The organism is Mycobacteriales bacterium (genome assembly GCA_035690485.1).
In the GTDB taxonomy this organism is placed as follows: domain Bacteria; phylum Actinomycetota; class Actinomycetes; order JAFAQI01; family DASSKL01; genus DASSKL01.
The window spans coordinates 1-20704 of the sequence record DASSKL010000047.1; the positions used below are offsets into that span (position 1 = coordinate 1).

Sequence of the window (20704 nt, forward strand, 5' to 3'; positions counted from 1 at the left end):
GTTGCGCTCCGCGCAACGGTCCAGGAAGCGCTGCAGCCGCTCCCGGTTGGCCAGGCCGGTGAGCGCGTCGTGCAGGGCCTGGTGCTCGAGCTGCTCCTCGGTCGCCGCCCGGTCGGTGACGTCGGTCGCGACGACGAGGCCTGCGTCGTCGGTGTCGCTCGAAGGCAGGCAGGACACGTCGTAGACCCGCCCGCCGAGCGGGAGCCGGCCCGCCCACGGCCGACCGGCGCTCGCCGCCTGGACGGCCTCCGCTCCGGGCGGCCCGAGCAGCTCGGCCACCGACCGCCCCACCAGAGCGGTCGTCGGGTCGCCGAGCGCCGCTAGCTCGCGCCCTTCGGCGAGGGTTACGACGCCGTCATGGTCGAAGGCCAGCAACAGGATCGGCGCGGCGGCGAGCACCGCGCGCATGCGTTCCTGGGTCTCGCGCAGAGCGGCCTCGGCCGCTCGCAGCTCGGTGATCTCGTTGGTGACGCCCACCAGGCGAAGCGGCCGGCCGGCCTCGTCGTGGACCGGCCGGCCCCGGGCGGCCTGCCAGTGGACGCTGCCGTCCGGGCCGATCGTGCGGTATTCGCAGACGAAGTCCTCGCCGGTGGCGAAGGAGTCCACCGCAGTCGCGTTGAGCCGCTCGCGGTCGTCGCGATGGACGATCGAGAAGAAGTCGTCGGTGCCGACATGGCCGCTCCCCGCGCTGGCGTTCGGGCCGAACAGCTGCAGGGCGCCGCCGGTGAAGTGGAACCTGTTGGTCGTTAGGTCGAGGACCCAGGTGACGGCGCGTCCGCTCTCGAGCGCGAAGGCGAACAGCACCGAGGCGTCGCTGTCGCTGGGCGGTTGCCCGCCGTCCCCCGTGCCCGGGTGAACCCCGGGTGTCGTCATGAGCATCACCCTGCTGGTCGGCGATCGACGGCCATTATCCGGGGTCGCTCCGCCCGCCCGCCAGGGCCCAGGTGGGCCATTCGGGGTCCGGGCTCGAGCCTGTACTTGCGGACGCAATAAACGTGCCGTACAGTTAGTTGCGTAGACAACGGTTCTCGGGAGTGCCCCCGGGTAGACCGTCGGAAGCCACCATCGAAGGAGCACCCTCATGAGCGAGACCCTCACCCCGGCCATCACCGACCTGACCGGTGACTACCGGATCGACACCGCGCACACCCGTATCGGCTTCGTCGCGCGGCACGCGATGGTGTCCAAGGTGCGCGGCACCTTCAAGCAGTTCGAAGGCCGTGCCCACCTCGACCAGGCCGACCCCACCAAGTCCACCGCGACGGTCACGATCGACATCGCCAGCATCGACACCGGCACCGAGCAGCGCGACGCGCACCTGCGCACCAACGACTTCTTCGACGCGCCCAACCACCCGACCATGACCTTCCAGAGCACGAAGGTCGAGAAGGTCGACGACGACACCTACCGGATGACCGGCGACCTCACGCTCAAGGGCGTCACCAAGCCGGTGACGGTGGAGTGGGAGCACACGGGCACCTCGAAGGACCCGATGGGCAACCTGCGGGCCGGCTTCGACGGCAAGGCGACCATCAACCGCAAGGACTGGGGCGTCGAGTGGAACGCGCCGCTCGAGACCGGCGGCGTCCTCGTCTCCGACAAGATCGTGCTGGAGTTCGACGTCTCCGCGATCAAGTCCGACGCTGCAAGCTGATCACCCTGGTGCCGGCTGGTCCTCCGTCGCGAGGACCAGCCGCAACGCCTCCACGACCGGCAGCCACGCCTCTTCGAGGTCCGTGTCGCTGCCGGTCGCGTGCGTTTCGTGGACGTGCAGGCGTACGACGCAGCCGGTGCTGACCGGTCGGATCGACCAGGTGAGGTAGGTCGCCGTACCGCTGCCGTCGGCGAGGACGTAGGACAGCAGCTCCGGCCCCCGCACGCACAGGACCTGCCCCTGCGAGCGCGGCAGGCCGGGCAGGCCGAAGCTCAGCGGCGCGTGCGGCTCCCACGACGAGTCGAGCCGCAGGCCGTGCAGGTAGCGCGCGGCCGTCTCCGGGCAGGTCAGCGCCGACCAGACCCGCGTGGCGCACGCCGTCGTGAGCAGGTGGAAGGTGTCGGACGCGACCGGGTCCCGTGGCGTGGCGACGGCGACCACCTCCTCGACGCTGACCAGACGAAGTCTCGCCGCCGCCGACCGGCCGCATGGCCCTTTCCGGAATTTGCCTAGGGTGGCGGGATGCCGCGGGTGCAGCACGTCGTCCTGTTCCGCTTCCGACCCGGCTTGTCCGCCGCGGAGGAGGCCGAGCTGGTTGCGATGGTGCGGGGCTGGCCCGCGGATATCGGCGGCTTCCGTACGTTGCGCTTCGGTCGCGACACCAGCGGCCGCGCCGCCGGGTGGGAGTGGCTGCTGCTGCAGGAGTTCGACGACGAGGCGACGTTGCGCGCCTACCAGGACCATCCCGCGCACCAGCGTTTCGTCGGCTGGATCAAGGACCACGGCCGCGAGCTGATCGCGTTCGACTACCCCCTCGATGCCGAGAGCTCGATCGTCGAGACCGGTCCGTAGGCCTCAGCCCGGGCGCCGGCGCCCGGCGGCGATGGACGCCCCGGCGAGTAGGACGACCAGCGTCGCGGCGACCACCGCGACCGCGTCGGGACCGCCGTGCGAGCTGCTGCTTCCTTCTGGTCGGGCAGCGAGCGGGGTGGGACCGGCCGTGCCGGCGGCGCGGGGTGTCCTCGTGCCGCCGCGCGGCGTCGACGCGGCGGGAGCCTCGATGCCGAGGCTCAACGGTGCCTGAGACGTGCTCGGCGAGGCGGTCGGAGCAGAGCCGGGGCCGGTGCGCATGGTGGCGTGGTGGGGCGTGGCTGCGGCCGGTCCGGGCGCCGGTGCCGCCGCGCCCGTGCTCTGCGCGGTCGCACCGGTCGGCGCGGCTCGCGGCGCGTGCAGCCGGAGCGCGGCCCCGGCGTCGATGAGCCCGTGCCCTGCGCCCGACAGCGGTCGAGCGGTCGCCTCGAGCGCCTGCACGACGCCGGCCGCGCCACGGCCGGGCGCCTGAGCCAGCAGCAGTGCGGCCACGCCCGCGACGTGCGGCGTCGCCATCGACGTCCCCTGCAGCAGCCCGTAGGTGTCGTGCGGGGTCGTGGACAGGATGCAGGTCTGCGGCGTGCATCCGCTGCTGCTCGCGTCGCCGCCCGGCGCGGCCAGCGCGACCGAACCGCCGTAGTCGGAGTAGGACGCCAGCTGACCGTCCGGACCGGTCGCCGCGACGAGCAGCACGCCCTGGCCGTAGGAGTCGGTGAGCGGCAGCGCCTGGTTGCCCGCGGCCACCGCGACGACGACGCCGGTGGCTGCGGCCGCCTCGATCGCGGAGGTCACGTCGGAGTCCTGGAAGACCAGCGGCACCAGGTCGCCGATCGAGAGGTTGATGACCCGCGCGCCGTGCGCGGTCGCGAAGCGGATGCCGGCCGCGATGTCGGTGCCGGAACCCGAGCAGTCGCCGGAGGACGGGTCGTAGGTGAGGGCCTGCACGGCCAGGATCCGGGCAGCGGGCGCCACCCCGTAACGGGACGAGGCGATCGTGCCCGAGACGTGGGTGCCGTGGATGCAGGCGTCGGGGGCGTAGGTGCGGTCGCGGCAGGTGCCGTTGCCGTTGACGCAGTAGGCCTCGTCGAAGACCCGCCCGCCGAAGTCGGGATGCGTCGGGTCGACCCAGGTGTCGACGACGGCGACGGTGACCCCGGCGCCGTCACGCCCCAGCCCCTGGGCGGCCGTGATGTCGGCCTGCTGGAAGTTCCAGGTCCGCGGCTGGGTCGCTGCGTGCGCGGCCGCGGCCGGCGCGAGCAGCGCTGCGGTCGAGGCGAGCGTGACGCAGCCGGCGATGGCGGTACGTCGTACGCCCCGCCGGATCCGTCGCGCCGCGCCGATCATCGTGTTCAAGGATTCTTCGTCCCGGGTCGGATTCCTCTCGCACGGGCGAGAACGGTGGGCGGGCCGGGCCGGGGCCGTTGCGCCGTCGGGTGTCTCGTAGCAGGCTGCGCGCCAGGCCGGCACGGTGCCGGTCGACTGCCTCGGGAGGGCGCATGAAGGTCGACCCGGACGCCGCGGGGCTCGACGCTGGCCGGCTGTCGCGCATCGGCGAGCACATCGCGTCGCGCTACATCGGGCCCGGCAAGATCGCCGGTTGCCACGTGGCCGTCGCCCGGCACGGTGCGGTCGGCTACTCGCAGCCCTTCGGGCTCATGGACGCTGAGCGGGGCGTGGCCGTCGGCGACGACACGATCTGGCGGATCTACTCGATGACCAAGCCGATCACCGGGGTCGCACTGATGACCCTCTACGAGCGTGGGCTCTTCCAGCTCGACGATCCCGTCGACCGGTTCATCCCGTCGTGGCGTGGGCTCCAGGTCGAGGAGCGGCAGTCCGACGGCTCGACCACCCTCGTCGACGCGGTGCGGCCGCCGTCGGTCAAGGACGTCCTCATGCACATGGCCGGGCTGGGCTTCGGCCTGCAGACCGGTACGGCCGAGGCGGGCGGCATCGCCCGGCCGACGATCATGCGGGACCCGGGCCTCACGTTGGAGAGGCTGGCCGACCGGGTTGCCGAGCGCCCGCTCGCCCACCAGCCCGGCACCCGCTGGGTCTACGGGCTGCAGACCGACATCTGCGCCCGGCTCGTCGAGGTGCTCTCGGGCCGGCGGTTCGACGACTACCTGCGCACCGAGATCTTCGAGCCGCTGGGCATGGCCGATACCGGCTTCACCGTGCCGGCGGAGTCGGCCGACCGGTTCGCGGGGCTCTACCGACGCGGTCCGGACAAGCGGTTCGCGTTGATGGAGGACGCGCAGCAGAGCTCCTACCTGCGGGAGCGGTCGTTCCTGTCCGGTGGTGGCGGGCTGGTGTCGACGACCGGCGACTACCTGCGGTTCGCGCAGATGCTGCTGAACGGCGGCGAGCTCGACGGGCGGCGGATCCTCGGCCGCAAGACGGTCGAGCTGATGACCGTCAACCACCTGCCCGGCGGCGCGGAGATGCGGGCGTTCTCGCTGCCCGGCGGCTACGGCGAAGTGGGCTTCGACGGCACCGGCTTCGGCCTGACGATGGCGATCGGGCTGGGTCCCGCGCGTACCGGCGTGATCGGCTCGGCCGGGGAGTTCATGTGGGGCGGCGCGGCGTCGACGATCTTCTGGGTCGACCCGAAGGAGGACATGGTCGTCGTCTTCATGACCCAGCTGATGCCGTCGGGGTCGTTCAACTTCCGTGGCCAGCTGAAGGCGCTGGTCTACCCCGCCATCGTCGACTGAGGTTCACGGGTCAGACTGACCGCGTGCGAGCCCGGCGGTGGTACGGCGTTTTGGCCGGTTTCGCGGTCGTTGCATGTGTTGCCGGGTGCGGGGACAGCTCCGGACATCCCGCGGTCTCTCGCGCCACGTCGGTGACGCCGACGGTCGCGGCATCGTCGTCGGCGTCTCCTGCCTCCGGCGCACCCTCGCCCGTTCCGATCGCGATTCACGAGATGCCCTGGCACCTGCCCGCTCCGGTCTCGCGCGCCGCCGCCGCCGTGGTCGGGAACTCCGTCGTGCTCGCCGGTGGACTGGTCGCAGGCACGTCGAGCACGCAGGTGCTGCAGGTTTCGATCCCCGACGGGCGGGTGCAGCCCGACGGGGTGCTGCACGCCCCGGTGCACGACGCCGCGGGTGCCGTCGTGGCGGGACGCCCGCTGGTGTTCGGCGGCGGCGCCGCCGCGACGATCGACGACGTGCAGGACGTCCACGGGCAGGTGGTCGCCCACCTGCCCACGCCACGGTCGGACGTCGTTGCGGTGGTGCACGGCGGCACGGCGTACGTCATCGGTGGCTACGACGGGCATGCGCCGCTCCGGGACGTGCTGGCGACGACCGACGGGCAGCACTTCCGCGTGGTGGCGCAGCTCCTCGCGGGGGTGCGCTATCCGTCGGTGGTTGTGGTCGGGAACGCGATCTACGTGCTCGGTGGCGAGACGAGCGGGGGCGACACGGCCGACGTGCAGCGGATCGACCTGGCGAACGGGCGGACCTCGGTCGTCGGGCACCTGCCGGCGCCGCTGGCGCATGCAGGGGCCGGGGCGATCGGCGACCGCATCGTGCTGGCGGGCGGGCGCCGGGCCGGCAGTCCGACGGCGCTCGTCGAGACGTACGACGTCCGCTCGGGAACCACGACGGCGGTCGGCTCGTTGCCCGAGGCGCTGACCGATCCCGCGTCGGCGGTCGTCGCCGGTGCGCTCTGGCTGTTCGGCGGAGAACACGGAAACCCGGTCGACACCGTGCTGCGCATCGGGTGAGGCGGCACCACTCGTGACAGCGCACCGAGGAGCACTCGTGTCCCGCCGCACCGTCCTGCTCGTCGCCTCGATCGCCGGCTCGCTCGTTCTCACCGGGTGCGGGGGCAGCAGCGGCGGCAGCCATCAGGCGACGAAGTCGAAGCCGCCGACGTCGACGGGCTCGACCCCGACCGCTACGCAGACGGCGACGACCGCGCCGACGTCGAGCGCGGCTGCGACCGGCGCACTCCCGGGCATGCCGGCCGTCCTCGACCCGCACGACATCTACGCCGCCGACCGCCCGGGGATGCTGAGCCCGGTGGTGGCGCACGACCGGCCGCTGATCTACGTGCCGAACTCCGGAAGCAACACGGTCGACGAGATCGACCCGACCACCTACCGGATCGTGCGGCACTTCGCGGTGGGCAGGCTGCCGCAGCACGTGGTGCCGTCGTGGGACCTGAAGACCTTGTGGGTCAACAACGACCAGGGCAACTCGCTCACGCCGATCGACCCGACCGACGGTGTGCCCGGCACGCCGGTGCCGGTCGACGACCCGTACAACCTCTACTTCACCCCCGACGGCCGCTACGCGATCGTGATGGCGGAACGCCTGCGGCGCATCGACTTCCGCGATCCGCACACGATGGCGTTGCACGACTCGACGCCGGTCCCGTGCAGGGGCGTGAACCACGCCGACTTCTCCGCCGACGGCCGTTACTTCATCGCCAGTTGCGAGTTCGACGGGCACCTACTGAAGGTCGACACCGTCACTCACAAGGTGATCGGCACCCTCTTGCTGGCGCCCGGCGCGATGCCGCAGGACGTGAAGACGTCGCCGGACGGGTCGACGTTCTTCGTCGCCGACATGGCGTCGAACGGCGTGTGGATGATCGACGGCGCCACCTTCCGGGTGCGCGGCTTCGTGCCGACCGGGAAGGGCGCGCACGGCCTCTACGTCACCCGCGACTCTCGCGACCTGATCGTCACCAACCGGGGCGAGGGGTCGCTGTCGCTCTACGACTTCGCCGCCGGGCGCGTCGTCAAGAAGATCTGGATCCCCGGCGGCGGCAGCCCCGACATGGGTGGGGTGTCGGCGGACGGCAAGGTGTTCTGGGTGTCGGGCCGGTACAACTCGGTGGTCTACGCGATCTCGATCCCCGACGGCAAGCTGCTGGCGAAGATCCCGGTCGGCACCCAGCCGCACGGGCTGTGCGTCTTCCCCCAGCCGGGCCGCTACTCGCTGGGGCACACCGGCGTCTTCCGCTGAGCCGGGCCGCTCAGCGGCTCATCGATCGGACGGCGGCCCGTCGACGTTGACCACGACCGGGCCGTGGCCGCGGCGTACGAGAACCACCTCGGCGGTCTCGTCGCTGGAGTTGCCCTCGCGGTGCACGGTGCGGGCCGGCACGTGGACGAAGTCGCCGGCGGTGGCGTGCACCACCCCCGTCGAGGTCTCGACGTCGAAGGCGCCGCGGACGACGTAGACGATCGTGTCGTGCTCGCCGTGGTGGTGCCAGCCACCGATCGCGCCCGGCTCGGTGACCGCGGTGCCGGACCAGACGTCGTCGAGGACGACCGCCTCCCGGCGGACCATGCCTGGGGTGGGGTGACCGGGGCCGAGATCGGCTGCGCCGACCTTGGTCACGGGCGTCTCGGGCACGGCCGGATGCTATCGAGGGGACCCTCACCGTCGTTCCGGAGCTCCGCTTGCACCACGGCGGAATCCGGTCGCTCCGTAGGGGCGCGGCCTCGACGAAGAGATGATCGGAAGGGGAGAGAGATGTGGAGCGGGTGAGGGGAATCGAACCCCCACTGTCAGCTTGGGAAGCTGAACGTCTCCTGGCACTCGCTCGCACGTTTTGCCTGGTCAGCGGCCCTATTTGCCTTCCGCCATGATGATCGAGAAGGCGGTCGTGCCACATCTGTGCCACAACTGACGGCGTTCTGCGGTTCCTTGCGGTCTATCGGCGCGGGTGCCTCCGGCCGCGGCGAAGGCTGCGCCTGCAGTACGAGATCCGAGGGCGCACGGCGTCAGAAGACTCGAAGCCCGTAGTCAGCGGCGACTCGTTGCAAAGGCTCAAGGTCGAGGGTGATGGACATGGCGGTGTTCACCGTGATTTCTGCATCTTCAAAAACGGCCCAGCACTCCCAGTCGTCGTCGAGTCGAGAGAGGTAGCGGATGCCCTGGTAGGCGGCAAAGCCTTTGTCATCCGTGGCGTTGTACGCCCATTCGCTGATCATCCGGGTGACGCGCCGATCGGGACCCCTCACAGCGGCGATATCAAGATCGTCATGGCCCAGGGCTGAGAGGCCAGTGGCGAGCGTCGTCCGTAAGAACTCCCGAGTCGAACGGTGCTCTACGTCGAGGAAAGGTGCGTCAGCGGGCAGCGAGACGTTGACGGCAGACCGACGGTGCCTCCAGTCCGCCGGCACACGGCTGACATCCATGAAGCCCATCGCCTCCCACTCGTCTTTGACCACGCTAAGGAGGTGGGTGTCGGGACGGAATCTAGCCAGCGTCTCGCCGAAGCAGGCGGTGAGGGACGTCCCGAAGTAGAGCACTCGGTAGCTCCCGCTCGGGCTGTCGAACCTGTTGCCAGAGCGCGCGGTGCCGAGCATGGTCGGATCGGGGATTGGGGTGGTAAGAGGATCGGCACCTCGCCCGATCCTCCATAACGTCGCTGGCGGCGTGCGCGTGACTGGCCGCGGCTTAGCCACCGGCGATGTACGCCCTCGCAGCAATTAGCGCATCCCTGAGGTGACCGTCGCGGATCGCCGTCGCGGGCGCCACGTCATCGAGTTGCGGGTTCAAGCCGATGAACCAGGCGCGAATCGTGTGGGGACTCTCCTCCTCCTGCAATAGGTGGAACACCTGGAAAGCAAGGCGGAGGCGTTGTTCGGCTGGAGGCCGTGGCGAGCTGTCGCCGGAGGCCCATCGCCCGACAGTCTTTGGGTCGACATCTGCAATGTGCGCGACCAGCTTCTGCCCCAGCGTCTCCTGGAGGAACTGCACGATGTCCGGTAGTTCGAACTTCATCGCCCTGGCATGGGCGGCCTGTGCGGCCGAGGGCTTCGTTCGTGGCATTCAAGATCCCTTCATGGGGCGACCGCCGCTCGCGTAAACGGCTAGTGTAGCGCAGTCTCGCCATTGACACCATCTTCGTCACGAGGATTGTCCCCCCTTTGTCAGCGTCAATGTCTGCACGTTAGTACGGCTTACGGGTCTGTGTCTCGCAAGCCGCGGACACGCCTCGATCCCACGACCGAGCCCCTGCCGGTCCCAGTGGTCCTTTCTTCCGCAAAGACTGTGCAGTAGGTGCCGCTCCCGAATGTCCCGGCGCTAGGCGCCACGCACGGAGAGATCCCACTTCGGACAGTTGACGCTTTGCCTCATCGTTCCGTCCGGTAACGCAGGCACCGATCTGGCGGCAGGATGCAACCAACGGGTCGCTTGCGGCGTACCTGTCATGTGACCGATCTGCGGGGGACGTGATGAGCGGCCGGGCGCCGGAGGAGTTCGCCGACTTCGTCGGTGGCTGCCTGCCCGCGCTAATGCGGCTCGGGCACATGCTGACCGGGTCGCTGGACGCGGGGGAAGACCTGGTCCAGTCGGCCCTGGTGTCAACGCTAGCCGCATGGCCACGGGTCAGGTCCGACGGCGATCCGTTTCGCTACATCCGCCGGGTGATGATCAACAGCAATATCTCCGGCTGGCGGCGCTGGGGATCCCACGTCCGCTACACCGATCCCCGGACCGGCCCGGTGCTGACGAAGGAAGCCAAGCGATCGACCGGCTCGCCGTGCGCCGCGCCTTGGCGGCCCTGCCGGCTCGTCAGCGCACCGTGCTGGTGCTGCGCTACTACTGCGACCTCAGCGAGGCGGAGATCGCGGCGGAGATGGGATGCCGGCCCGGCACGGTCAAGAGCCAGGCGGCCCGAGGTCTCGCCACGCTGCGAGTGCGCCTGGGCGACTCAGACAACGCGACCTGGACGGCGCCCGCCGAGGAGGTGACGCAGTGAACGTCGAGGAACGCCTGATCGACACGCTGTCTGGTGACGACGACGCATGGGGCCAGCGCGCATGGTCCGACCCGGTCGGACGCGTCACCACGGCACTGCGCCGTCGGCGTCGCCACCGCGTCGGTGCGGGTCTGACCGCAGCGGCAGCCGTGGCCGCAGTCGCGGCGGCCGGGATCATGCAGTGGCCCGTCGGCAACGACGCCGTCGTCCTGCCCGCCGGACCGCCGCGGCAGCCCGCCGTCACCGAAACTCCGAGTCCGACACCACAAGAACTCGCGGCTGCCGCCATCGCGGCAGTTCACGCGGCTCAGCATGCCGCCGCCGAACGCGCGGCAGAGCAGGGAAACAGGGTCGTGTGCCCCGCATCGCCGCAGCCGATCACGAGCGACATGCAAGATCAGGCATTCGCAGCGGTCGTGTCCTACAACCGGCAGCAGGTCCAGGGCTTCGACCCATCGATGCTTCGGCGTGATCACGTCACGATTGCCTCGGACGATCCGCACCGCGGGAGTCAGGTCACCACGAACTGCCGGGCATTCGTTGCGACGCGCACCTTCGTCGTCTACACGACCCTGACCGACATCCGGCCGAGTGCGAGCCTGGCCCAGGGCGTCTATTACGTCAGCCGCACTGACGATGCGTTCCGGGTCTGGAGCCCGTCCGCCGTCCCTTCCAACGGCACCCGCGTCACCATCAGCTTGTGGCACTGCGGTGTGGAGCCGCTACGCATCGGCGACACGCTGTGGGAGGTCCGGGAGCCACCGTTCGATGCGACCAACGCCCCCGCATCGTTCAGCGGATCAGGAAGCGTCGTGAACGACGGCTCCACTCTCCGCTACACCGACGACAAAGGCGCGATCTTGACCTTCACAGTGGACGACGGGACATCGCCGCCGCCTTGCGCGTGAACACGTTCAGGCTGGCTTCGTGGCTTCGTGGCTTCGTGGCTTCGTGGCCAGGGAAGTACATCGAGTGCGTACGAGTACTCGCGGCTTCGAATGCTCCACGACCACCAAGACCGGGAAGCCGAATCCTCGGCGTGGTTCACTCGCCGGTCCAGGCGCCGACACAGCGGCAGAACACCGTCAGCCCCACCGCGCCGAGCAGGGTCATGGCCGCCATGCCGGCCATCGCGGTTCCACCGCGCCATGCGGGGGTCTGGCGTACGGCGACGGCGAGCCGAACGCGCGAGCGTGCTCCGTAGCAGGCAACGCTGCACGCGTCGGCGGCGCCCGGCCAGCGCCGACCCGGCTCAGCCGAGTCCAGCAGCGTCGCCAGCAACTCCTCGCCCCGATCCGTGCGCAGGTGCCGGGGCAAGACCCCCAGCAGCAGCCGACAGCGGCGCTCCAGGCCGGTCATGCCACGCTCCCGCCGGGCGCGGCGTGGGCCCGAAGCCGCCGCGCTGCAATCCCGGCCGTGGAACGGCGACGGTCCGTCTCCTCGGCCACCGTCCGTATCCCTGCAGCCGTCAGTCGGTAGTAGCGGCGCAGCCGACCGTCGACAACCTCCTCACGGTCGCGCTCCACCAGCCCCTCATCGGCCAGCCGGTCCAGCGCGCCGTACAGCGTCCCCGCCCGCAGCCGCACCCGCCCCGCGGAGATCTGCTCCACCTGCTGGATCACCCCGTAGCCGTGCGCCGGACCGTCTAGCAGCGCCACCAGCACCAGGTACGACTGCTCCTGCAACACCATGCCAACGTCATACATCGCCAAACTGACTATGGCAAGGATATGCTGCTCACCTGGTCGAGGTGAGGTCGCGACATGGACGGTCGACACCGTGACGCTGTGACGGTCGAGATCGCCTACGCGCTCGTGCCGTCGCTGCTCCTCGTGCTCTTCGTCGCCGGCGTGGTGGCCTTCTGCGCTACGGCACTGCACCTACAAGGCCAGCCCTGGTCAACCCTTGGCGCGATTGCGCTGGTCGCAGCTGCTGTCACGGCAGTCGTGCGCGCCGTGCTCGTGCTCGTGCGTGCTCACCACCGTGGGCTGTGATTCTGCGACGTGAGTGCGGACGCGGAACGAGAACGGGTTCTGCGCGCCCTTCGCGAACGTCGCAGTCGAGTAGCGGTCAGGGGATGGACGGCGGCCCGGTGGGTGGGGTGGCGATGCCGCCGAGCCCGAAGAAGAACTGGCTGCGGCCACCGGGGACCGCGACAAACAGCGACCACTCCCGACCTTCATAGCCGGGACTGGGTGAGGCCGCAGCCGTCCAGCACCAGGCGGCCGGCTCGGTAGTCGGCAAGTCCGGGAAGGCGTCCTTGCCCGGCGTCAGCCCCGGAGGCGGTCCGCCGATGTTGGTGCTGCGGACCGCGCCGAGCGTGGTCGCAGCCGCCGTGACTGGCCGTCCATCCAGCGCGTCATGGCACAGGGCATGTGCTGACACCTCTCCGGTGACGGGTCCAGCCGACGGCGAGTCGCTCGACGACCCGCCGCACGCGGGCGCGGCGCAGAACAGAAGAAGGACCCAGACCTGACTCGTGCCAAGTTAGTCACCCCGTGGCAGGCGGCTGAGCAGTTCTTCGGCGCCGCTGGTGATGGTGGGTTCGGCGGTGAGGGTGTGCCCGTCGATCTCGATGGTCACTGACTGCAGCGGGCGAAGGGTGCGGACCAGCTTTCTGATCGAGGCACTGGTGAGGTCTTGCAGGTGCCGGCTGATCGCGAGGGCGGCGAACACGATGGTCAGGTCGGGCTGCTGCTGCTCGAGGCGCTGCCGCAGGCGAGGCAGATCCGCTTGACGTTGACGGACTACGAGCCAACTGCCGCTGGCGCTGGCGTCTCCGGTCCGTCATTGTCATGCGACAGGTACTCGATCGCCGGTCCATCAGAGTCGCCGATGATCACTGCGGCTCGCGTGTAGTCAGGGAGACTCTCGCCTGGAGGTGCCATGACAGCCGCGTAGGAACCGCTAAAAAGACAGAAGGTCAACTTCTGAGACGCATTGTGCGAAGCCCACTGCGAGCGGACTGATGGGCCGTTAGGGCCTTGCCGCGTTTGCTGCCAGGAGACCAGTTGCCCCACAGTAGTTGGCCGAGCAAGAATTAGGCTACTTGTGGTGCCCATGCCCGCCAGGAACGGCTGTGCTGTGTCATGGCACGCCGTCTGTGCTTGCGGGGAACCGACAGCAGCATCAGTTTCGGTGCTCGTGTTCGCTGGAGGCCTAATGACGGCCTGATCAGTTCCTGAGCCCGCGCAGCCCGTGACGATAGCGGCGGCGGAAGCCAGTACGATTAATATTGTTGACCGCGACAGTTTTAGCATGATGAATTCTCCGCAGCTCGCCAAGTTGATGCTGTATTCCATCCCCCACATAGACCAGGATCTATGCTCCAGCCGTCAAAGCCGGCCCAATAGATCCATGATCCTTCATTGACCGTGTACCGCAGCGAGGTGTAAGTATGGCTTGGAATGACGGCGTTTACATCGTACGTTTCTAAGCCTGCCTGGAGCACGTTTGCTGTCATAACATTGCCGTTATAGTCAACGTAGCCCATGTCTGTGTAGTCCACGATCATGTGCCATTGCGACCCGCCTTGCCGCTTGAGTGTGAACGCATGGCCGACGGCACTCACGGGCCCAGAGTGGCCGAGCTCGTACCACGCCGAATATCCGTAGCCCCAATACCAATACTTCGTGTCATTGCTGCAGCGGTGCGCAGTCCCGATCTCTACCCAACCGCTTCCGAGTGGCGAGGACGACGGAAAGCGCGCCCATTCAGTCTGATACACGACGGGCGTCACATAGATGTTGGAGCAATTGCTTCCGGAACTGATGGTGAAAGGGCCATCCGAACGTGTGGCCGTTAGCCCCGAATAGGAAGTGCCGAGGCTGTGTTCTTCCGCGACGCTGTAATGACTAGTCGAGGGTATAGCGGCGGGGAGAATGGTTGGAGTGCGACCAACAACCGCGTATCCATCGGTCATTGCGCCTGCGATGGCGGTAGTCACTACTGTCGATGCCAAGATCACTCGAGCTAGCAGCCGTGTTCGTTTCATGCGATTCCCCCTCGTACTCGCCCTGGTGTGGCTAGGCTGTAGAGCCGCGACCTCCGCCTGCTAGCTCCCTGACCGAAGTAGTTGTGTGAGGAACTGAAGAGCCGACAACGGCTGTGAAGAGTTGCTGTCCCAGCGGGTCACGGACACTAGAGCGGAATCATCCGAGTTGGCAAGCACTTGCGCGATCTGCGTCGTTAGTCGCTCTTCGAGCGACGGTCGAGGCTGCGCTCCTTTGTCCTCACGACGACGAAGCGTGTCCGCGATCTTTTCCAACGCGGAAGCGATGGACGAAAGCGACTTCGCAATATCGCGCAGCCCCTCGGTCTGGTCGTCCTCGGACACGCCCGGCTCCCCGCTTGCGTCGGCCGCTTCTGCTACGTCGAGGGCCAACTGGCGCAGGACCCCAATCTGCTCTGACCCCAACTTCGTCGACAGTTCCGGCTGGTGAACCTCAATCATGCGCATCACAGCTCGTGCGAGATGGTGAACTCTTACCGGCCCGCCGACAGGGCCAGAGCCTGCATCTTCCAACGCATGTTGCAGCACAGTCTGCACCTCCGGCGAAACGCCCAGGGGGGCGAGTCGGCGATCAGCACCCGATAAACCGCCTGACGTGGATGCGACGCTGTCAGCAAGTGGGGAGCCCAGTTGGACCCCAGCGCCCTCAAGCAGACCAACCAGCAGATGCTCCAGCCCGACAGTAGACGCCCCCGAGCGCTCAGCCGCGCCGACGGCAAGAGCAACTACCCGCAGGGCGGCTGGCTCAAGATCTGTAAACATCAGACGATTAGACTGTGCGGCGACGAGTCAGCAGTCAATATTTCCGGCCTTCGGTCCGCAACAATCCGTGGCCTCTTGCAGAGCCGCGAGAACCCCCTTGATCTGCATCACGGGGGCGATCCTGTAGCAGCTATCAGTTGCGGGCAACTGCCCGTCATCGGGGCCTGCGTTCATTCGTGGAAGATCGTCGTTACGTCGCCCCTGGTTTTTGCGTCGCGGCGGGCACCGCATGCCCGGGCGGAAGGCCGAGGCGGACGGTGAGTCCGGCTCATGACGAACAACAGGCGCCAAGATCACGTGCCACCCGCGTGCCACATCTAGTGCCACGAATGGGCCTTCAGCGGGTTGTCGCGGTCATCAGCGGTCAGTGGACCGATCCGCCGAAACGAGCCGCTGACCTGCGCCTTTGCGCGATTTTGCAGGTCAATCGAGTGGAGCGGGTGAAGGGAATCGAACCCTCACTGTCAGCTTGGGAAGCTGATGTTCTGCCATTGAACTACACCCGCGAAGCCGCCCCGGAGGACGGCGTACGCCGGTCAGGATAGCCCGCGCGAACAACCTGCCGTGCCCTGTGTGCGGCGGCGTGGAACCGTCCACGCCGCTCGGTAGCCTGCTTCGGTGCTGATCTCCGATCGCGACCTGAAGGCGCTCATCGAGTCCGGGCGCGTCGGCCTTGATCCCTACGACCCTGCGCTCGTGCAGCCGTCGAGCGTCGACGTGCGACTCGACCGCTACTTCCGGGTGTTCGAGAACCACCGCTACCCGCACATCGACCCGTCGGAGGAGCAGCCGGAGCTGACGCGGCTGGTCGAGCCGGCCGGCGACGAGCCGTTCATCCTGCACCCGGGTGAGTTCGCGCTGGCGTCGACCTACGAAGTCGTGACGCTGCCCGACGACGTCGCGGCCCGCCTCGAGGGCAAGGCGCTCGATCTCGACACTCCGATCCCCACCCGTCACGGGTGGAAGCTGCTGGGTGAGGTCGGTGTCGGTGAGGCGGTCTTCGACGAGACCGGCGCCGAGTGCCGGGTCACGGCTATCGGCCCGGTGCTGGTCGGACGTCCGTGCTACCGGGTGGAGTTCTCCGACGGCACCGACATCGTCGCCGACGCGGAGCACTTGTGGTGGACGGCGACCAAGACCGAGCGCAGCCGCCACCGCAGCGACGGCTCGACCCGGACGACCCGTGACATCGCCGACCGGGTTCGCATCCGCGACGAGTGGAACCACCACGTGCCGATCGCAGGCCCCGTCCAGTACCCCACCCGTGACCTGCCGATCGATCCTTACGTCCTCGGGATCTGGCTCGGCGATGGGACGACTCAAGCCGATGTGACTGTTCATCCACGTGACCACGAGATCCTCGACCGCATCCGTGCCGCCGGTTACGGCGTCACTCCGACGTCGCGAGTGATGTCGTGGCGCGTGGGGGGCGCCCCACGCGTGCGGGATGCGCCTACGGGGCGCGACGCCGACAACGCGTCGCTGCACAGCACGCTGAAGGCGCTGCGGCTGCTGGGCGACAAGCGTGTGCCCGAGATCTACTTCGTCGCCGACATCGACCAGCGGCTCGCTCTCCTCCAGGGGCTGATGGACTCTGACGGCTGCATCGACGAGTTCGGCCGCTGTGAGTTCGTGTCCACGTGGGAAGTCCTGTCCGACGCGGTGGTCGAGCTGGCCGCGAGTCTCGGCCTGCGTCCGAAGAAGCGCAAGAAGCGCGCGATGCTCGACGGCATTGACTGCGGACCGGCCTACCAGGTGACGTTCAGCTCGCACATCCCGGTCTTCCGCCTGCAGCGCAAGCTGGACCGGCAGCTCCGCAAGGCGTTCCACCGGCATCGAGCGATCAGTGCGGTGGTCCCGGTGCCGTCCCGCGCCGTCCGTTGCATCGAGGTGTCCTCACCGTCGGGCATGTACCTCGCGGGCATGAGCTACATCCCGACACACAACTCGAGCCTTGGCCGTCTCGGTCTGCTCACGCACTCGACCGCCGGGTTCATCGATCCGGGGTTCAGCGGGCACATCACGCTCGAGCTGTCCAATGTCGCGACGCTGCCGATCAAGCTCTGGCCGGGCATGAAGGTCGGGCAGCTGTGCCTGTTCCAGATGTCCTCGCCCGCCGAGCATCCCTACGGTTCGGCGGTCTACGGCTCGCGCTACCAGGGCCAGCGCGGCCCGACGCCGTCGCGCTCCTGGCAGAACTTCAGCCGCACCGACACCCGCCGCGACTGACGCTGTTCTTCTTGCCGCACTACTGCCGCGGTGTGGGGGCTGTTGGAGATCGTTTGACCCCTACACGGCGGCAGTAGTGGGCCCGCGACGGGCTTACTCGTTCGTGGTGGGTGGTTCTTCGCCGACGTGCTGCTCGGGGGACTCGGGCGTCGAGGTCACCTGCATCGACTGGTCGTCGCCGAGGTCCGCGGCGCCCGGGCCATCGGCGGCTTCGTGCACCGTCTCGGTGTCCTCGGGGCGCCGGTTGCTCGGGTCGACCGCGGTCGGGCCGGCTTGCTCGCCCTCCGTCGTCGGCCCCGTCCCGGTCGACTGCTCCAACGGGCTGCGCGTCGTGTCGCCGCCGGGCGCGCCGGCGGACTCCCCGCCCGAGGACTCCCCGCCCGAGGACTCCCCGCCCGAGGACGCCCCGCCCGAGGACGCCCCGCCTGAGGACGCCCCGCCCGACGACCCGTTGCCCGAGGACCCGTTGCCGGCACCCACGGACGCAGGCACCTTCAGCGCCACCGAGTCGGCGAGGATCTGCGCGATGTCGATGACCTTGACGTTGCTCGCCTTGCCTTCGGCCTTCCGAGCGTTGACCGCGTCGTCGAGCATGATCAGGCAGTAGGGGCAGGAGGTGGCGACGATCTCTGCACCGGTGCCGAGGGCCTCGTCGGTGCGCTCGACGTTGATGCGCTTGCCGATCGTCTCCTCCATCCACATGCGCGCGCCGCCCGCGCCGCAGCAGAAGCCCCGGTTGCGGCAGCGCTTCATCTCGACCTGCTGGGTGCCGGGTACGGCGGAGATGACGTCGCGCGGCGGGTCGTAGACGTCGTTGTGCCGGCCGAGGAAGCAGGGGTCGTGGTAGGTGATCGTCTTCTCGAGCGGCGTCTCGGGCTTGATCCGGCCTTCGGCCACGAGCCTGCCGAGCAGCTGCGAGTGATGCACAACCTCGTAGTTGCCGCCGAGCGCGGGGTACTCGCGCCCGATCGTGTTGAAGCAGTGCGGGCAGGAGGCGATGATCTTCTTCACGCCGACACCGTCGAGCGTCTCGATGTTGGCCTTCGCCATCTCCTGGAAGAGGAACTCGTTGCCCAGCCGGCGGGCCGGGTCGCCGTTGCACGCCTCCTGCGGGCCGAGGATGGCGAACTTCACCCCGGCGTGGTGCAGCATCCGGGCCACCGACTGGGTGGACCGCCGCGCGCGATCGTCGAGGGCACCGGCACAGCCGACCCAGTAGAGGTACTCGACGTCGTCGGGGATCTGGTCGGTGACGACCGGGATCTCGAAGTCGACGCCCGCGGTCCACTCCAGGCGCATGTCGGCGCGCAGGCCCCACGGGTTGCCGTGCTGCTCGATGCCGCGCAGCATCACGCCCGCCTCGGACGGGAAGTCCGACTCGATCATCACCTGGTGGCGGCGCATGTCCGCGATGACGTCGACGTGCTCGATGTCGACGGGGCACTCCTCCACGCAGGCACCGCAGTTGGTGCACGCCCACAGCGCGTCGGGGTCGATCACCGGGCCGACGAGCGACGAGATCTCCGCTTCCTGCCCGTCCTCGCTGCCGGCCCCGGCCGGCGTGCCGATCAGCCGGTCGGCGCTGGCGAACATGTGGTCACGCAGGTTCGTGATGATGAGCTTCGGGTTGAGCGGCTTGCCGGTGTTCCAGGCCGGACACTTGTCCTGGCAGCGGCCGCACTCGGTGCAGGTGAGCAGGTCGAGCATCTGCTTGCGTGACAGGTCCTCGATCTTGCCGGCGCCGATGACCGGCTCCTCCTCCTCCATCAGGGCCTCGAGGTCCGGCGTGGTGTAGAGCGGTCCGAGCGCCTTCGGGTGTCGCTTCATCGCCGCGTTGAGCGGTGCGGTGAAGACGTGCATGTGCTTGGAGTAGAGGACGACGATCAGGAAGACCATGACCACCGCGACCTGGGCGATGATGAACGCCGTCGCGATGTCGAAGTTGGTGCCGGCGCCGAGCCCCCGCAGGCCCTCGCCGACCCCGCGGGACGCGAACGCCCACCAGCCGATCGAGTAGAACGGGAAGTCCTCCGGGTGCCCGTGGTGCGCGTCGGTCACCGCCCACTGCGCGCCGCGGTAGAGGAACAGCGTCGCGATCACGGCGAAGATGAGCCCGAGGACGATGTAGGCCTGGTCGGTGTGCGAGCCGTAGAAGCGCGAGCGCCGGTCGAGCTTCTTCGGTGAGCGCGCCATCCGGATCGCGGTGAAGATCACGATTGCGACCAGGACGGCCACGCCGAAGAAGTCCTCGAGGAACCCGAGCCAGTGCGAGCGACCGATCAGCGGCAACGCGAAGTCGCGGATCACGGTGGCGCCGTACGCCTCGAGGATCGTCGCGAACAGCACGATGAACGCCCAGAACGTGAACGCGTGCGCCCAGCCCGACAGCGGCCGCTTGAGCAGCTTGCGCTGGAAGAGCACGTCGACGAGCTCGCCGCGGATCAGCCCGGGGACGTCCTTCAGCCGGGCGGTGTCCGGCCGGCCGGTCCACACCAGCCTCGCCAGCCACTGGATGCGATAGAACGCGACCGCGAACGCGAGCGCGGTGATTGCCCACGAGGCGACGAGTCGAGCGAGCACGCGAGTCTCCGTTCCATGTGCGGGTACGCGGCGGGGAGGAGGTGCCGCCGCGTACGGCGCCGGGGCGCGGCCAGCGTACGACGGTGCCCCGTGGATCACCCAACCCGGCGGGAATCTTCCCCGCCGGAGCGCTGATCGGCAAGAAAGTTGAGTGGATCATGCGCAAGAGGAATTGACGGACCCCGAGCGGTGGTTGACCATGAGTGACAGCGACTCAACCCTGAGCGGTCTGGAGCCGTCCGCGGTTCCGCCCACACCCGCACACCTGAAGGAGTGACCCCCATGCCACGAGCGGTCGGCATCGACCTCGGCACAACCAACTCGGTGGTCTCCGTCCTCGAGGGCGGCGAGCCCACCGTCATCGCCAACGCCGAAGGCGCCCGCACCACCCCGTCCGTCGTCGCCTTCGCCAAGAACGGCGAGGTGCTGGTCGGCGAGGTGGCCAAGCGCCAGGCCGTCACCAACCCCGAGCGCACCATCCGCTCGGTCAAGCGCCACATGGGCACCGACTGGACCGTCGAGATAGACGGCAAGAAGTACACCGCCCAGGAGATCAGCGCCCGGGTCCTGCAGAAGCTCAAGCGCGACGCCGAGGCCTACCTCGGTGAGAACGTCACGGACGCGGTGATCACCGTGCCGGCCTACTTCTCCGACGCCGAGCGGCAGGCGACCAAGGAGGCCGGCGAGATCGCCGGCCTCAACGTGCTGCGCATCATCAACGAGCCGACGGCTGCGGCCCTGGCCTACGGCCTCGACAAGGAGAACGACCAGACGATCCTCGTCTTCGACCTCGGCGGCGGCACGTTCGACGTCTCGCTGCTGGAGATCGGCGAGGGTGTCATCGAGGTCAAGGCGACCAGCGG

At 68.7% G+C, this 20704-nt stretch carries 21 protein-coding genes, 1 tRNA gene and 2 pseudogenes; 11 read left to right on the plus strand and 13 right to left on the minus strand.

Going from position 1 to position 20704, the window contains the following annotated elements; genetic code table 11:
• The coding region (locus VFJ21_06000; GenBank protein ID HET7406676.1) for a PAS domain-containing protein at positions 1-873 on the minus strand (873 nt) is incomplete at its 3' end.
• A gap of 208 nt (positions 874-1081) precedes the next feature.
• Here VFJ21_06000 and VFJ21_06005 point away from each other — a divergent pair.
• Positions 1082-1654, plus strand: coding sequence for a YceI family protein (locus VFJ21_06005; protein HET7406677.1), 573 nt, complete (start codon positions 1082-1084; stop codon positions 1652-1654).
• Here VFJ21_06005 and VFJ21_06010 read toward each other — a convergent pair whose 3' ends face one another.
• Positions 1655-2095, minus strand: a complete 441-nt coding sequence (locus tag VFJ21_06010) for a hypothetical protein (GenBank protein HET7406678.1) — start codon at positions 2093-2095, stop codon at positions 1655-1657.
• A gap of 81 nt (positions 2096-2176) precedes the next feature.
• Here VFJ21_06010 and VFJ21_06015 point away from each other — a divergent pair, with 81 nt between their 5' ends.
• A complete protein-coding gene (locus tag VFJ21_06015) occupies positions 2177-2506 on the plus strand; it encodes a Dabb family protein (GenBank protein HET7406679.1) in 330 nt (109 codons plus the stop codon).
• Positions 2507-2509: 3 nt separating this feature from the next.
• On the opposite strand, the gene VFJ21_06020 is transcribed toward VFJ21_06015, so the two are convergent.
• A complete protein-coding gene (locus tag VFJ21_06020) occupies positions 2510-3868 on the minus strand; it encodes a S8 family serine peptidase (protein ID HET7406680.1) in 1359 nt (452 codons plus the stop codon).
• A gap of 152 nt (positions 3869-4020) precedes the next feature.
• On the opposite strand from VFJ21_06020, the gene VFJ21_06025 reads away from it, so the two are divergent.
• The 3 genes from VFJ21_06025 to VFJ21_06035 all read left to right on the plus strand — a co-directional run bounded on the left by VFJ21_06025 (position 4021) and on the right by VFJ21_06035 (position 7506).
• A complete protein-coding gene (locus tag VFJ21_06025) occupies positions 4021-5241 on the plus strand; it encodes a serine hydrolase domain-containing protein (GenBank protein ID HET7406681.1) in 1221 nt (406 codons plus the stop codon).
• 212 nt (positions 5242-5453) lie between these two features.
• Positions 5454-6257, plus strand: coding sequence for a hypothetical protein (locus VFJ21_06030; protein HET7406682.1), 804 nt, complete (start codon positions 5454-5456; stop codon positions 6255-6257).
• A 37-nt stretch (positions 6258-6294) separates the two neighbouring features.
• Complete coding sequence (locus VFJ21_06035; GenBank protein HET7406683.1) at positions 6295-7506, plus strand: hypothetical protein; 1212 nt, start codon at positions 6295-6297, stop codon at positions 7504-7506.
• 18 nt (positions 7507-7524) lie between these two features.
• Here the strand turns inward: VFJ21_06035 and VFJ21_06040 are convergent, their stop codons facing one another.
• From VFJ21_06040 to VFJ21_06050, 3 genes are all read right to left on the minus strand, one after another.
• Positions 7525-7899, minus strand: a complete 375-nt coding sequence (locus VFJ21_06040; GenBank protein HET7406684.1) for a cupin domain-containing protein — start codon at positions 7897-7899, stop codon at positions 7525-7527.
• 371 nt (positions 7900-8270) lie between these two features.
• The gene (locus VFJ21_06045; protein HET7406685.1) at positions 8271-8957 is read right to left on the minus strand and encodes an RES family NAD+ phosphorylase; all 687 of its coding nucleotides are present in this window, start codon (positions 8955-8957) and stop codon (positions 8271-8273) included.
• Positions 8950-9324 (minus strand): hypothetical protein, encoded by a 375-nt coding sequence (locus VFJ21_06050; protein HET7406686.1) that lies wholly within the window; start codon positions 9322-9324, stop codon positions 8950-8952. Before VFJ21_06050 ends, VFJ21_06045 begins: the two co-directional genes overlap by 8 nt.
• Positions 9325-9874: 550 nt before the next feature.
• On the opposite strand from VFJ21_06050, the gene VFJ21_06055 reads away from it, so the two are divergent.
• Positions 9875-10258 (plus strand): sigma-70 family RNA polymerase sigma factor, encoded by a 384-nt coding sequence (locus tag VFJ21_06055; GenBank protein ID HET7406687.1) that lies wholly within the window; start codon positions 9875-9877, stop codon positions 10256-10258.
• Positions 10255-11166: a hypothetical protein gene (locus VFJ21_06060; protein HET7406688.1), complete on the plus strand. Its 912-nt coding sequence runs from the start codon at positions 10255-10257 to the stop codon at positions 11164-11166. Before VFJ21_06055 ends, VFJ21_06060 begins: the two co-directional genes overlap by 4 nt.
• Positions 11167-11302: 136 nt before the next feature.
• Here the strand turns inward: VFJ21_06060 and VFJ21_06065 are convergent, their stop codons facing one another.
• Both VFJ21_06065 and VFJ21_06070 read right to left on the minus strand, forming a co-directional pair.
• A complete protein-coding gene (locus tag VFJ21_06065; protein HET7406689.1) occupies positions 11303-11617 on the minus strand; it encodes a hypothetical protein in 315 nt (104 codons plus the stop codon).
• A complete protein-coding gene (locus tag VFJ21_06070) occupies positions 11614-11949 on the minus strand; it encodes a helix-turn-helix transcriptional regulator (GenBank protein ID HET7406690.1) in 336 nt (111 codons plus the stop codon). Before VFJ21_06070 ends, VFJ21_06065 begins: the two co-directional genes overlap by 4 nt.
• Positions 11950-12045: 96 nt before the next feature.
• On the opposite strand from VFJ21_06070, the gene VFJ21_06075 reads away from it, so the two are divergent.
• Positions 12046-12252: a DUF6332 family protein gene (locus VFJ21_06075; protein ID HET7406691.1), complete on the plus strand. Its 207-nt coding sequence runs from the start codon at positions 12046-12048 to the stop codon at positions 12250-12252.
• 76 nt (positions 12253-12328) lie between these two features.
• Here the strand turns inward: VFJ21_06075 and VFJ21_06080 are convergent, their stop codons facing one another.
• From VFJ21_06080 to VFJ21_06095, 4 genes are all read right to left on the minus strand, one after another.
• Positions 12329-12643, minus strand: coding sequence for a hypothetical protein (locus tag VFJ21_06080; protein HET7406692.1), 315 nt, complete (start codon positions 12641-12643; stop codon positions 12329-12331).
• Between the two features lie 102 nt (positions 12644-12745).
• On the minus strand, positions 12746-12934 hold the full coding sequence (locus VFJ21_06085) for a hypothetical protein (GenBank protein ID HET7406693.1): 189 nt from the start codon (positions 12932-12934) through the stop codon (positions 12746-12748).
• Positions 12935-14312: 1378 nt separating this feature from the next.
• On the minus strand, positions 14313-14798 hold the full coding sequence (locus tag VFJ21_06090) for a hypothetical protein (GenBank protein HET7406694.1): 486 nt from the start codon (positions 14796-14798) through the stop codon (positions 14313-14315).
• A 666-nt stretch (positions 14799-15464) separates the two neighbouring features.
• Positions 15465-15538 (minus strand) — tRNA-Gly (locus VFJ21_06095).
• Positions 15539-15650: 112 nt separating this feature from the next.
• Between VFJ21_06095 and dcd (VFJ21_06100) the strand changes: the two are divergent.
• Positions 15651-15956, plus strand: a pseudogene (dcd, locus tag VFJ21_06100) (dCTP deaminase).
• A gap of 1023 nt (positions 15957-16979) precedes the next feature.
• Positions 16980-17261, plus strand: a pseudogene (gene dcd / locus VFJ21_06105) (dCTP deaminase).
• Positions 17262-17354: 93 nt separating this feature from the next.
• Here dcd (VFJ21_06105) and VFJ21_06110 read toward each other — a convergent pair.
• Positions 17355-19841, minus strand: a complete 2487-nt coding sequence (locus tag VFJ21_06110; protein HET7406695.1) for a (Fe-S)-binding protein — start codon at positions 19839-19841, stop codon at positions 17355-17357.
• Positions 19842-20123: 282 nt separating this feature from the next.
• Here VFJ21_06110 and VFJ21_06115 point away from each other — a divergent pair.
• Positions 20124-20704 (plus strand): Hsp70 family protein (locus tag VFJ21_06115; protein HET7406696.1); only part of this gene is annotated, 581 nt, incomplete at its 3' end.